12 protein-coding genes are annotated in these 14,706 nt (G+C 27.1%); 3 read left to right on the top strand and 9 right to left on the bottom strand.

What is annotated here, in order from left to right; genetic code table 11:
* Nucleotides 1-35: 35 nt before the first annotated feature.
* The 4 genes from ACZ41D_RS01755 to ACZ41D_RS01740 form a co-directional block, all read right to left on the bottom strand.
* Complete coding sequence (locus tag ACZ41D_RS01755) at nt 36-1,244, bottom strand: S-layer homology domain-containing protein (protein WP_464152202.1); 1,209 nt, start codon at nt 1,242-1,244, stop codon at nt 36-38.
* Between the two features lie 418 nt (nt 1,245-1,662).
* Complete coding sequence (locus ACZ41D_RS01750; RefSeq protein ID WP_216385413.1) at nt 1,663-2,394, bottom strand: adenylate/guanylate cyclase domain-containing protein; 732 nt, start codon at nt 2,392-2,394, stop codon at nt 1,663-1,665.
* A gap of 12 nt (nt 2,395-2,406) precedes the next feature.
* On the bottom strand, nt 2,407-2,967 hold the full coding sequence (locus ACZ41D_RS01745; RefSeq protein WP_464152201.1) for a Pycsar system effector family protein: 561 nt from the start codon (nt 2,965-2,967) through the stop codon (nt 2,407-2,409).
* A 3-nt stretch (nt 2,968-2,970) separates the two neighbouring features.
* Nucleotides 2,971-4,398: an adenylate/guanylate cyclase domain-containing protein gene (locus tag ACZ41D_RS01740; protein WP_464152200.1), complete on the bottom strand. Its 1,428-nt coding sequence runs from the start codon at nt 4,396-4,398 to the stop codon at nt 2,971-2,973.
* A gap of 186 nt (nt 4,399-4,584) precedes the next feature.
* Here ACZ41D_RS01740 and ACZ41D_RS01735 point away from each other — a divergent pair, with 186 nt between their 5' ends.
* A complete protein-coding gene (locus ACZ41D_RS01735; protein WP_216385407.1) occupies nt 4,585-4,878 on the top strand; it encodes a hypothetical protein in 294 nt (97 codons plus the stop codon).
* Nucleotides 4,879-4,928: 50 nt separating this feature from the next.
* Here the strand turns inward: ACZ41D_RS01735 and ACZ41D_RS01730 are convergent, their stop codons facing one another.
* The 3 genes from ACZ41D_RS01730 to ACZ41D_RS01720 form a co-directional block, all read right to left on the bottom strand.
* Nucleotides 4,929-5,657 carry a hypothetical protein gene (locus ACZ41D_RS01730; protein WP_464152199.1) on the bottom strand — a complete coding sequence of 243 codons (729 nt, stop codon included), beginning with the start codon at nt 5,655-5,657 and terminating at the stop codon, nt 4,929-4,931.
* Nucleotides 5,658-5,858: 201 nt separating this feature from the next.
* Nucleotides 5,859-8,864 (bottom strand): DEAD/DEAH box helicase family protein, encoded by a 3,006-nt coding sequence (locus ACZ41D_RS01725; protein ID WP_464152198.1) that lies wholly within the window; start codon nt 8,862-8,864, stop codon nt 5,859-5,861.
* Nucleotides 8,864-11,299, bottom strand: a complete 2,436-nt coding sequence (locus ACZ41D_RS01720) for a DNA methyltransferase (RefSeq protein WP_464152197.1) — start codon at nt 11,297-11,299, stop codon at nt 8,864-8,866. The genes ACZ41D_RS01725 and ACZ41D_RS01720 overlap by 1 nt, the downstream gene beginning before the upstream one ends.
* Before the next feature lie 200 nt (nt 11,300-11,499).
* Between ACZ41D_RS01720 and ACZ41D_RS01715 the strand changes: the two genes are divergently transcribed.
* Complete coding sequence (locus ACZ41D_RS01715; protein WP_464152196.1) at nt 11,500-11,916, top strand: 23S rRNA (pseudouridine(1915)-N(3))-methyltransferase RlmH; 417 nt, start codon at nt 11,500-11,502, stop codon at nt 11,914-11,916.
* A 313-nt stretch (nt 11,917-12,229) separates the two neighbouring features.
* Here ACZ41D_RS01715 and ACZ41D_RS01710 read toward each other — a convergent pair whose 3' ends face one another.
* On the bottom strand, nt 12,230-13,192 hold the full coding sequence (locus tag ACZ41D_RS01710) for a hypothetical protein (RefSeq protein WP_132029188.1): 963 nt from the start codon (nt 13,190-13,192) through the stop codon (nt 12,230-12,232).
* Between the two features lie 228 nt (nt 13,193-13,420).
* Nucleotides 13,421-13,990 carry a tyrosine-type recombinase/integrase gene (locus ACZ41D_RS01705; RefSeq protein WP_464152195.1) on the bottom strand — a complete coding sequence of 190 codons (570 nt, stop codon included), beginning with the start codon at nt 13,988-13,990 and terminating at the stop codon, nt 13,421-13,423.
* A gap of 338 nt (nt 13,991-14,328) precedes the next feature.
* Between ACZ41D_RS01705 and ACZ41D_RS01700 the strand changes: the two genes are divergently transcribed.
* On the top strand, nt 14,329-14,685 hold the full coding sequence (locus tag ACZ41D_RS01700) for a type II toxin-antitoxin system PemK/MazF family toxin (RefSeq protein WP_464152194.1): 357 nt from the start codon (nt 14,329-14,331) through the stop codon (nt 14,683-14,685).
* The last annotated feature ends 21 nt before the right edge of the window (nt 14,686-14,706 follow it).

Raw genomic sequence — 14,706 nt, 5'->3', positions numbered from 1 at the left:
ATATGGTAAAATACCATATACCTTATTTATAAATATTAATCGAATACCATATGCCCTTTTTCATAAATAGTTACACCTAATTCTCCTCCACCACCGGATATTCTCATATCATGAGTTTCACCTTTAATTCTTAATGTTTCAGGAGTAACTCCTATCTTATTATAATGTTTTTCCATCATTTCTTCTATTATTTTTATTTGGTTTTCGTCTAATATTTCAGACCAATATTCTCTTGCTATTTTTAAGAATAAATCTTTGTCTTTAAATCCCATATTAGCCCAGTCAGGTCTTATGCAAGTTGTTAGTATCATTCCAGAATCATCGTTCTTATATCCTCTTGTTATTGTAGGATCTACTGGTGTTACTATACCATTTATTTTTGCTACTAATTTATTTGCTAATTCAGGATGTTCTTTTATTACTTCCCAATATATTTCTGTTCCTACAGACTCTGCACCATTATTTATTACTATAGGATTGCTTAAAGTACCTTTCTTACCTTCATCTTCATCTATTATGCCTTTTTCTATTCCTAATTCTTTAAACATTTCATCTGTTATTTCTACATCTGAAGGCGGTACATCTACTATCCCTACCATTTCATTTTGATTTTCTACCGGTGATGGTTTGCCCATAAATGTTGTTACTCCTAATGAATTTAATCTGTAGAAAAATCCAGGAATTTGTTCTCTTAATACTGGCTTATCTGCACCATAAGACTCAAAACTTAATTCACCAGGTATTAATCCATTACTTATGTCATTTTCATACATATAATATATTGCTTGTCTTTCTGTTAGATTAAATCCATTTTTCGCAGCTATTATTTGCGCTATTCTTCCTCTTGTTAAACCTGTATCTTTTATTTCGTCATTGTTATAACCCTTGAAAGGTAATTGATATTCTGCTAATGCATTGTATATATGTTGAGACCAATGTCTTCCTTCTATCTTTTCTAATTTTGATACATCAATATTTGTTACATATCTTGCTAGTACAGCTGCAAATTCTGCTTCTGTTATTTGTTGATTAGGTCTAAAAGTTTTATCCTCATACCCTTTAATTATACCATTCCTTACACCCCAATAAATATATTCTGTTGCCCAATATTGTGGTACATCTTCAAATCCTTCTTTTTGCTCTTCTTCATTTTCTTCAGCTGAAATTGGGGAAGGTGCTAATATACAAATACATAGTATAAAAGCTAATATTATACTTATTAACTTTATAGATATGTTTTTCATTTCAACATCTCCCCTTTGTTTACTTGTTTTATTTTATTATATCGTATTTTTTTATTTTTTGTAATATTTGGACTTATTTTAATTATTTTCTATATGGTTAAAGCCCATAATTTTGATTTTTAATTATGGGCTTTTTGTGATATGAACATTATATAAGGGGTAATTTACATTAACAAATTATGTTTAGATTTAATTGCGATATTTTTTTGAGGTTACTTATGATACGGTTCACCGTATCGACTCCACTCGCAAAACTTATTTGATGATAGATATATCTCTTTAAATTATGGTAAAATAAAAAGCTTGGTATGTTCATGTTATGCCAAGCTTTTTATTAACTGTGGTCAATTATTCAATTTAACAAATCTTTATCACTAACAAAATATTCTCCAGGTTTATCCCCAGTTTATGAAAATTCCTATTTGCAATTTTCCTTATACCATTCATCCATTTCTACATTTACTATATTTCCTTCGTACCTAGTAGTCCATCCATCCAAATAGCTACTAAATAATCTTTGATTATGCTCATTCAAATTGCCATATACCACGCTGGAAATTATAATAACCTGACGATAATTTCTACCAGCTTTATTGCATAAATGACATGCTGAGTTTACAACATCTCCCATCCAGATTACATCATTGATACCACTTCCAGAATACCCTGCCTTTACCATTAAAGCTCTTCCATAATCTATACCTATTCCTATTGATATTTCTGAATATCCTTTTTTCCTGAGTTTATAATTTAATATTCTTATCATGCTATTGAGTTTGGCGGCTACCGAAATAACCCCATCAATATCAGGTTTATATGGAGTATCAAAAACTCCCCATACACAATCTCCATTAATATTTATTTCCATACAATTACTTTCCGCATTCATTATTGCAACACATTCTGACAAAAAAGTTCTATATATTTTTGCAAGTGTCGGTCTTCTATGCTTGTCCGTCATATCAGATGAGCCAACGATATCAATAAAAATAGCTGTAACATTTACATAGTATCCATTTTTAAATGTTAATTCACTTCTCGATGGTACATTATCTTTATCCGCAAAATTACTATTACTTGCACCGAGAATCTCATCCATTCTTTCGGAACTCTTATCTACATCATAAGATATTGTATGATTTGCTTCCATTACCTTTCCCCCTTAAATTAATCTAAATGACATACATATGAACCAAATAACAATTGTTGCCATCAGGAATTTCATTCCTTTATTATAGTATTTTGCTTTTTTGTTGCAAATCATTGAGTTAATATGTATCTGTTCTCCTAAATCTTCTAAAATTTCTTGTTGGTTCATACTATTTACTTTTGTCTTATAGTCTAAAAGTTTCATTGTCGCTATTGAACCAAAGAAAAGTATAGACTGAAAATTATTGGGATTCTTAATTCTTGCTATAATAGCCAACATAAAATATAAAATTGATATAAAACTTACAACATACAATATACAAACTAAAATTGCCCCTATGATTTCTCCACCATTTAATTCTTTTAACTTTGAAACTTCGCTAATTCTTTGCAATGCATTTGGTAAGCCTGTACTAAAAACGGAACCTATTAATACCCCTGAAAATCCCAATGCAAAAGAAACCTTTGTATCTATATTGCTTATCCAAGTATTAATCATTTCTAACATTCGAAAAGCATCCTCTTTAGTAAAAATCAAATCTACATTTTGGTCTATTTGATTATCCTCCATCATAACCTAAAACCCCCTTATGCTTTTTATCTTATCTATATATCCTTGAAATTCCGCTCTTAAATCATAATCAATTGTGTGATTTACTAATTGTTTATTTATTGCGTTTTCTAATTCACCGAGTCGATATTGTGTTTTTGCCCAGTGCAAGGTTTTATCATCCAATTTCACCCAATGATAATTTAATTCTGCCATTATTAAGGTTGTTTCATAAGCTTTATCATACATCTCATAATAACTATATATATCTATTAATGCACAATCTAGTTTACATGTTATCTCTTTATCTGAATAATTTAGTTTCCTTCCAACCTCATAGCATTTGTTAATTATAGTTGTCCAGAAATCTTCTGTAACATATTGTATATAACTTGTTTTACAATGAGCAAAACTGATAATTTTGCATATAAATTCATAATAATCTTCTGTTATATTTCTCAAAGTTTTTAGAGCATTATCCCTTTCACCAAATGCTTTGTTTTTAGCACTATTCTCATTATTATATCTTGTCCTCAAATGTTGATTTTCTCTTTTCAATCTATCTTCAAGAACTGTCAATTCTTTCTCTCTTTGAATCAGCTTGTTTATTAAATTCTCCAACTCTTTTATTCCATCTGCTAACTGCTTATAGGTATCTAAACTTACTGTATTATCCTCTTCTATTTTTATAGGGTTTCCTAACTCATCTGAAAAATCCAAATAATAGTCTTTTGTAACATAACCTTGAAATAATTTTGTCCCTTTATATTTTGCTAATTGTGTCCATACACCTTTATATTCATCTGATAACTCTTTATAAACATTCTCTGAAATAAATATTTCTCCCCCAGCTGCAATGTCTGAATACTTACTAGCATAATTGCTAACATTACCTACCCAAACGCAATCCACTTCACTTTCCTTTTCCTCATCAATCTCAACACCGTACATACCAACTTTAGTAACAAGAACTTTACCATAATCGATACCAATTCCACATTCAATAATTTTACCATTTACATTATTCTTTAAATGTTTATTTAAACTGAAATCAATGGCTGTTTGTAGACTTCTAGCTCCATTTATAGCTTTATCAACTCCTTTATCTGTAACAGTACCATCATCATCGATAGAGTCAATAAACACTCCCATTATTCTATCCCCTAAGAATTGTCTAGTTACTCCACCATTTTTTCTAACACAATCTACTGCCATTCTCATAAATGAACGATAAATTTTAACCATACTCTTAGCTTGGCTATTCTCTGTGAGATAAGTAGATTTTCTTATATCTATAAAAAGTATAGCTGCCATAATAGCATATGTTTTATTGTTGTCTTCTAGTTGTTCAATCGTTGGTGGCAAATCCGAATTAATTTCTATTTGTTCCACTGGTTTTGAAGTTATATTCTTTAATCTTTCATCCAGTTTATTAAAATCTGATTTATTTAACATTTTCCTGTCCCCCCAATTTCTCATTATTGTAGGTACATTTATACTAAAATTTAAATTAACCCCCATTAGCAATAACCATCTAACTAAACTTATCAAATTCTTCAATATATTCTTAAACTTTTGTATATTATGATGTATCTAAGGAAATAGTATTTCTTAACAATATAAAATTTTGGGGGTTTGTTTATGAATAAAAAATTCTTCATTATGGAAAATAAACATGTAGAAAGTTGTGGAACACCTCCTATTATTACAAATGAAAACTCCAATAAATATTTCGGTTATTTTGAAAATGAATATGGAGAACAATGGGTATTCGTATATGACAGAAAAACAACAAAAGGAGAGTTACGTGGTGGAGATGCTGGTTGGGATAATGTATTTGAAGTAATTAATGGTCAAGCAATCAATCTGATACTTGATGCTAACGAAAGAAAATGGCTTGAAATATGTTGGAAATCTGCAACATCTAATATTTAAATAAATTTGTTATATAGTAGGAATCTAAACTCCCCTCTAATTACTCTTTATTAGCTAAAATAATCTTTTATTAATTCCAACATTTGTCCATAATAATAGTTTAATGTTTCATAGTCCTCCACCAATCTTTTTAAAATAAATATGGGCACATCTGATATGTGCATATCATAATCTGACAATGAAACTTTAGCTATGGAATTTCTATGGCTCATCTGGTTTCTAAGTTTTCGAATATATTTATTGTTTCCCATCCAATATCCTTTTCTGCTAGTTATATTAATGTTGTCTTCTTCTTTTATATATTCCTCTACATTTTCCCTAAATTTCATAAATTTAGTATCAGTAATAGCTAATCCTTTCTTCTGTTCGAATATACATGCATAATACACTTCATCTATTCCTTTATTTAGCCCTGAATATATATTGTAAACTTGTGCTAAATTATCCCAAGCAGTGATAATTCTAAATACTCCATTTTCTATATAATAATATGCCTCCAACATTTTATTTTGCTGGCTACTTATAATAGCCTGTTGCAATGAAAATTTTATTTTTATATCTAAATCTATTAAGCTATTATATAATGTTTTATATTTAAAAAACTCATTCAAATTGTTAGATTTCTCATCATCTCCAGACATTACCCCTATTACTTCTTTTCCATCTCCAAATGGCATCACAAATATATCTAACTCATAATATATATTTGATAATATATTTTCTAAATACTTTTGCTCACTTTCTGGAAAACTAATATCTTTATCTTCTAAAAAATTCACCATAACACCCCGTCTTTAATTATTATGAATATTATAGTATAAAATATAACCTGTCCCTATTTATGATGTAATTTGTCATATAATTCCGAATCAATTCTACTAATAAAGTAATCCTTATGTTTAAATTAGCAAATATATTTAATAAAAGTCCAAATTCAAATACAGCAGTAGGCCTAATATGTCAAGCCTACTGCTGTATAATTAAAATATATCCTCTATCCTATTTTTCCAATATTTTTTATATTCCTCTGATATACTACCTGAACCCTTTTTATTATATAATATAAGTTGCGTTTGAACTATCTCTTCCTTATATTTATACTCTTTTTTGCCTTCAAAAAACCTTTTATAACCTCTAATCTTATAGTTAACATCTGAAAAAGATGTACTCTTAGGGTCTACAAATAATATTTTATAGACGCCAGTTTCTTTCTCTTTCAACCAAAATATAAAATCAGGTTTAAATTGTCTATATTTATTATTATCTTCATCATAATAAGGTATATATATTTTATCTATGGTCTCATCTATCTTACTAAACATCCACCATTCATACTTATCATCTATATCAACCTTATTAAATCTTATATAACTTTCCAAATCATTAATAAACTCATACTCACTATTTTCTTTAATAATATGTGTGATGTAATCAACTTTAGAATTTTCTGAAGTTATTATAGGTAAATAATAATGTTCAGGTATATATTTTATTCTTATTCCATTAATCTTAACTTCGTTAATTGATTTACTACTTTGCTTTAGATACCTAGATGCCTCCTCCTTCGAAATAAATCCCGCAAGCAGCTTGTCTATTATTTCATCTTCATCAATTTTATTTTCATTAGCTTTTTTAACTTTTTCTATCTCTCTAACTATATCTGCATATTTATCTTTAGATACTTTTATTTTTTTAAAATGTACAATATCTTCATTTTCATCAATTTCTCTAATTTTTAATATCTTATCTTTCATTCTTATATGATTTTTTAACTTATATATTAATATATCTAAATTGGAATAAGTATTTAAATTTGTAAATTCAAAGTTGTTTTTGTCTACCAACAATTCTTTAATCTTTTTTAATTGCTTTAAACTTATGTCATGTTTCAAAAGTAAATTATTATCATTATTTTCCAAAATATATCGTCTCATTCTTTCATAGTCTGATTTTAAAATATAAAATTTTGGCATATCACATATATTTATAAATTCAGTTTCCTTATATTTGGGAACTAAAAGGGTGTATGGTGCTTCTGATTTTCTAATATTATCTATCCCTACCATTTCTATATCTTCTTCAGTATCCTTTTCCATCGCATCTATTACTTTTTCTAATACATTTTTATCGGTAGCAAATACAAATAGGCTTTCTAATGAATGACCATAAGTTAATAGAGTACTATCTTGTTTAATGGGATTTAATTTTTTTAATACTTCTTCACCTCTAATTTTATCTATTCTCTTTCTTTCTCCTTTAATTGGTTGGATTCTAATCCCCCTACCGAGAGATTGTAGAACATATTTTTGTGATTGAGCCTGAGTGCCTATATTAATATAGTTAATTATATTAGGTCTTAAAGAATCCCATCCTTCATAAAAGGCTCTTGAGCCCATAAGTATATTTATATCTTCATATTCATCAATATTTTCAAAATATCTTTTATCTTCATATCTTTCAGTTATAGTCAGGTTCTTTAAATTATCTTTTACCCATTTCCTAGCTTCTCCAATTCTTACAATACAAAATGGACTTGGATTTTCAGATGTTTTTAAGAAAAAGGCAACTTCATTTTCATTGTCTTTTGAGTAGCTTATTTCAATTTCACCTTTTTCCCGTGAATTATACACATATTTATATATTTCATCTATATCAATACCGCTGACCTTATTTGTATCTATATCAATATCACCCATTTTATACATATATTGTCCCTTGTTAAATTCATTTATAAGCTCAATTCTTGCCTCTCTAAACAAATCAGCATCACAACCATTTTGAGCTATTTCCATTATCTCCTTAAAATATAATAGCAAATCTGGGTCTGTCTCATATTTAGATTTGTTAACTGTGTTTACTAGAGTAAGCATCATAGGGCTATGATATATTTTATCTATATCACTTAACTCCTCATAGCATTTTTTCAAGTAAGATAATGTTATTAATCCTTTTAATACTATCTTTTTTTTGTTTCTTATAACTTCATCATCTTCTATTTTACCTTTGAAATCATCAAACTCAGATTTAGATACATATATCTTTTTTCCATAACCTGCTTCTAAAAACTTCTTTAAGTTAAAATTATAAATTGTAGTTATTTTATCTATTTCATCCGTAAAAGTTGCAGAAAAGTTAAACAGAAAACCATTCTTAGAAAATGCTGAAAAGTATGCCTTCATTTTAGAGTCTCCACTTTCCCCTCTATGAGCCTCATCTAATATTACATACCATTTACCATTATTTACTCTCTGAGCATAATTTAGCATCGCATCAGTATCATGGCCATCAATAAAATTATCTGACCTGTAATAGTATACAGTTATTTCATTTGAAAAAGACATAGACATCTGCTCTGTGTTAGTCTTTTTACCTTCAAATTCTTTTAAATTTACCAATCTAATATGGGGATTATCTGGGGTTAAATTAAAGTCTTCTAATTCATCTTTTAATTGCTTTAGTAAATCATTTCTAGGGGCTAATAGCATTATATTGTTTTTAGGTATTTCCCCTCTATCCATTAGAATTCCAAGTATTTGAATAAGTTTGATTATTACAAGAGATTTTCCACTAGCAGTTGACATCCAAAAATTCATTCTATTTGTAAATTCCTTAAAACTAATAGTATCCTCTTCTACATTGAAATGTTTTTCATATATTTCAAATACTTCATCCCTAAATCCGTATTTACTACTCCTTCTTTTCTGTCCTGCAGCTGATTCAATATTTCCATCATATATAGATTTATATATTTCAAATATAGCTGATTTTCTTTTGTCATTTGCTTCAGATTCTTCATCTATTAAATAATCTTCTATATCTTCATAATATTTATATAACCCTAAAATTGCATACTTAATAGCTTCTTCTTGATATTCAAACAGAGTTCTTTTAAAAGAATATTTTTTTATATTAGGTATTTCCCAACTAGATGGAAGTTCGTCAAATTTATTTATGTCGATTATTTTTTCAAACAATATATTTTTCATTATTCACACCACCAAATTAGAGGTTTTATCATTTTATAATCTATATTATTCAAATCAACCTTTGTTCCATCTTCAAATATTACTTCATCTTCTGTTATTTTCTTAATCCATTTTCCTGTTAGATTAGATAATGTTTCTGGTATATCAATCTTTTCATATAATTTACTTAAATCTACTTTAACCTCGTCACCTTGAATTTCCATACAATAATTCAACTTTTCATCCCTTAGAAATACATATTGTTCAAATGGAGATTTGTTTTGATTATAAATCAAATGTTCATCATCTTTATATACTGCTTTTCTTAATGTATCTTCATATTGCTCTAAAGAATAGTATTTAAAAAATCCTCCACCTTGCCAATTAATGTCTTTTGAAAGATGAGGTTTCCTAATTTTATCAATCACTTTCATTGTTTTATCACCATATAAAACCCATTTCATTCTTCCTAAAATGCCTAATTTTTTTTCATTTTTTTTATCATAATAAAACTCCTTAAAATATTTTCCTAGCTCAACTCCTAAATATTTTCTATTTAATTTATGTGCAACTGCAAAGGTCGTTCCTATTCCTCCAAAAAAATCCAAAATTAAATCTCCTTTATCTGTACTAGCTTGAATAATTCTTCTCAATAAATTTTCAGGTTTTTGTGCCGAACTAAAGCCAAAGCTTTCACTTACTCTCATTTCTGATTGTGTAAATGAAAATATATCATTCCAAATATCCCCAATTGGAAATATTTTTTCATTAATTTCAATATTCTTTTTCAATAATTCACCATTTTCCCAATATTCAATATAATAATTGAAGTCATGTATTTTTTTGGGTTTTTCTATTTCTTCTTTTTTTTCTGATATCAAATCTAACCAACCAATATCAAGTTTTGTAGTATTTCTATTAGGTTTCCATAATTTATTAAATTTGCTTTTTCCATTTTTACAGTAGAAAATTGTTTGATGTTTTAATACAAAATTTTCTCCAAAACTTTTGTATCCAAATAAATCAGCTTCTTCATCTTTTGTAGCATTTGTATCAAATATAATTTCGGTAATTTCAGAATAAAGTTTTTTCAAAATTTGTTTTCCATAATCATTCGCATTATCATCTAAATGCAAATAAAAACTACCATCTTCTTTCATAAATTCTTTTCCAAGTAATATTCTGTCATATATAATTGATAACCAAGTGGAATTTTTATATTTATCAACATATATAAAATCGCTTCCAGTATTGAATGGTGGGTCTATATATATACATTGTACTTTTCCTTTGTATTTTGGTAATAGGGTATTTAAAGCCTGATAATTTTCTGAGTGGATTAATCTCCCATCTAATTCTTCATCTAAATTGTCAAATAAACCTAGTATATCTAATTCTAAATCTTTAAAATATTTGGTATCTATAGGTAAATGTTTATGTTTTTCTTCATCTCTATTATTAAAATCAAAACCATCTTCTACCATCCCTAGCTCTTCCCATTCCCTTATTTGTCTATCTAAATTAGGATGATTTGCTATTTTGTTAATTATCTCATCTGTAAGCTTATCTATTGTTATTACATAATTTGAATTTAAAACAAATTTAGGTTTATTCCATATTCTTACTAACTCATCTTCAAATTGAGATATAAAATCTATTACATCATAAGCTATATCTTTTAATACCATTAGTTGATTAATTCTCTTTTCATTGAATTTATTATAACTTCTTTCCCCATCACCAAACATATACTGATAAAGATATATATCAAATCTATCTGTTAAAAATTTCTTTGCATTCTTATTTATAAAATAATCTACTTCTGATTGCTTTTTAAAGATTTTAAACACTTTTATTAGTTCATCTTCACTTATTTCAATACCGTTTTTATTTAATTTCTTTAATATGTCATCAATTTTAGTAGTTTTATTGCCAGATTTATACTCAGGATAAAAAATAATTTTCTTTTTGTCTTTATTTTCTTTTACTATACATTCCCTAAAAACTATCTCTTTCTTCTCATTGTTTTTTTTATGTTCTAATTTGGAAACATCAAAGTAATAGTCAATACCATCCACTTCAAATTCAATATCCTGATATAATATATCAGTTTTTACATAATAAAGCATCTGAGTTTTCCAGAACAATGATACATCTTCATTCTCAGAATAAACTTTCTCATATGTATTTTTATTTAATTCATTATAGGTATAATAAACTGAGCCAGTGTCTGTAAAATAATCTTTAAAAAAATCATATAGCCTTTCATAAAGTTCTTCTTTAAATTCTGGAAATTTCTTAGTTTTCTCATTAACTACTTTAGTCAATTCTTCTTCTATTATCTCAAAATGTTTAGCCTTCATAGTCATAAGATTTACATATCCAGAATCTCCTTTAATCGGTGTCCCAATATACATATCTTTTAATATCTCATAAAACTTATCTTCATAAGTCACAATACTCACCCTTGCTTTCTAATATATTTTAATTAAAATCTTACTTTAATTCTAACAATTATATCTATTTTTTACAAATAAGAAATAAAATTTTCTACCTTATCTTCTAAATTAAAATAATTCATGGTACATCCTTTTCATTTCACATCTATTCAATTATAATTGAATAGTCTCTACTAATTTAATTGAAAGGATATGCTATGAACTACAAAATATATACTATCGCTGAAAAAAAAATAGATAAATTTTACATCGAAGCAATAAAAGAATATGAAAAAAGATTAAGTAAATACTGCAAAATTAAATTGTATCATATAAAAAATAGAGAGCAATTACTTTCAAAGTTATCTAAAAATAGCCATGTGATATTAATATCCACTGAAGGTGCCAATGTTTCCTCTGAAGAACTTGCTGAAAAGATTAATTCTTATGGGGTAACTGGTATATCAAATATAACTATTATTTTAGGAGGTTCTCTCGAAATGTTTAAAGATACCTTTGATGAATCTATAATGATTAGTACTATGGATATGGATATAGGCCTCCAAGCTACAATCTTATTCGAACAAATCTATAGGGCGTATCGTATAATTAACAATCAACCCTATCATAAATAAGACAAGCCTTTTATTTGCAAATAAGATATGTTTTTACAAATAAAAGGCTAATTATTTAAAACTGAACTCTCTGCAGTTAAGGTGACAAATGTGCATATTACTATGATACAGCGTTTTTTTATGTCAAAATCATGTATATATTGTATGTCTAATGCTAAAGCATCTATATATTTTATATATTATAAGAAATTATATGAAATTGCTTTTTATTGTTATAAGAAATTATATGAATTTATAAGAAGTATATATTAGATTCCCCTTCTAAATTTTATATAGGTTTGCCTTTTATATATACTTCTACATGTTCATATTATTAAATAAAGTGTATACTAGCCAAAAATAAAGCCTTTTCTTTTTCAGAAATAGGTATGAGTTCTATATTAAAACATTTGTTACTATATGAATAATCTTTAATTATTCTAATAGTCTCCTTCTCTTTTACTTCTTTTATTAAGTCCTCTATATCATTTTTCTTAGTTGATAATTTCCTACAAAAAGTTAATGGACGCATTTCAGTCTGATTCTCCAGATTAATTTTCACTTTTGGACTTTTTTCTTTAATTTGATTAAACCTATTAAATTGCAATATATTTACTAATCGTATAGCTTGTATATTTTTATATAGTCTCACCATATTTCCATTTATAAAATTTGAATACCCATATAGAATATGACTAATAAATTGGTCACTAATTTGAAACTTTATTTTGTGAGATTGTAAAATATAGTCCTTTAGATTATCTATTTCTAATTGATTTGCACTAATTTCAAAATCATCTATATAGAACCTTTTAATTATCTCAGTATTTATTCTATAGTAATTTTTATTCCCATACTTTTCACTTTTATAGCAAACAAATTTTAGCAAAGTGTTAGAGAGCTTTCGTGAAAATTCATTTTGGTGTAAATATTTAAAGTCTCTTTGCAATTCAAGTAGGTCTAACTCTACACATGTATTTCTAAATATATTATAATTATTTTGTTCAAACATGTTTTTTATAAACATTTTATCAAAGTCAGAGAAAATAGAAGTATCAAATTCATCAGCTTCATATATTTTAGTCAAAGTATCTATAAAAGTTGTTTTTATTGTAGCACCCAGTTGTTTTTGTACTAATGTATGTTTATTATCTATGCCATAATTATATTTAATTTTATCAATAGACTCCATGTATATACTATAATAATCTGGATTTTCAACAGTTATTTTAAAAAAATTTCTATCACTAAAATAATTAGTATCCATTAATGATATCTCATCATAAAATGCTTTCATTTTTTCATTCCTTTCTTATTTTAAAGTTTCTAATTATATTACATATAGTCAATAAAAAAGATGTACCAATAGTCTGTCTAACTATTTGTACATCTCTCTTAAAACTTTTTGATTTTTATGTTTATAAAATGTTATTATCTTCTTATTTATCTTTATTTTTATTAATTCAAACATCAAATCTTCACCCATCTTTAATTTATTTAATTCTAATAAGGTTTACAATATATCCTAGAATTGAACCAAGCTATATAGCTCATCCTTTTCCTCCTGAGTTATTCCAATATATTTTAATGTTATCGACTGAGAACTATGATTGAATGTATCCATTATGAGTCCTATATTATATCTAGAAGCTTTATAAGTCCAGTATCCCCAGGTTTTCCTTAAACTATGTGTTCCAAAATCTTCTATCCCTACGGCTATGGCTGCCTTTTTAAGCACTCTATATGCTTGTGTAGTGCTTATATATATCCTTTCTGTTTTCTTTCTACTCTCAAATAGATAATCATTATAATTTAATCCCTTATCTGCTACATATTCTTTCAAGGATTTCTTCAACTCATCATTTAATTTTATCTTTTTTTCTTTCCCTGTTTTCTTTTCACTTAATACAAAATAATTTTTAAAATTCCCTTTTTCAGTAAAGATATCTGATACTTTAATTGGAACAACATCTGATACTCTTAATCCCGTATTTAGTTGAAATTTTGCAAGGGTATAATCTCTCTGATTTTTTCCTTTTAAATAAGTTAAAAAATCCCCAATCTTCTTTTTATCTTTTATTGGTTCTACAGTCATCAGTTATCCCCCTAAAATTAAATGTAAACTTTTCCTTATTATATCATAAAAACTATACATTCAAAAACATTATCCTAAAAGTACTCATAATAAAAATCATACTAATCCTTTAAATATCAATACTTATGCACATTTACTTGAATGTATGCTTTTACATAAAAAATTACATTCATTAAGTAATAATTGTTTAATTAGTGTACTGCTGAGCTCTATTTTAGTACTTTATCTAATCTGCATATTTTGAAATATATATGCAGTTATAAAAAATTATAGCATTTGTATAATACAGTAACTAAAGATAGAAGGAGCCATTCTTAGCATTCTAAGGAGGTCTGCAAATGTTTAATATTAAAAGAGGAGAAATTTATTATGTGGATTTAGGCTTTGGAGAAGGTTCGGAAATTGGCAAAATTCGCCCATGTATAATCGTTCAAAATGACATCGGAAATCTGCACTCGCCTACCACCATCATATTACCTATTACCCATAGGCTAAAAAATATTAGGCAGCCTACTCAAGTCATACTTGATAAGGGTATGTTTAATGGAAATGGAACTACTACAGGAGTAGTCATGGGAGAACAGATTCGTACAATTAATAAAACCCGCATAAAATCCTTTACGGGTGAAAGATTGTCTCCACAGGCAATGAAAAGAATTGAACAGTCTATAAAGGTTTCCGTTGGAATTCCTTAATCAGCAAAGTGCCTATATAGG

The sequence above is a fragment of the Brassicibacter thermophilus genome, from assembly GCF_055378355.1.
The sequence above is the reverse complement of the archived record's forward strand: the minus strand, read 5'-3'. Positions and strand labels throughout refer to the sequence as shown.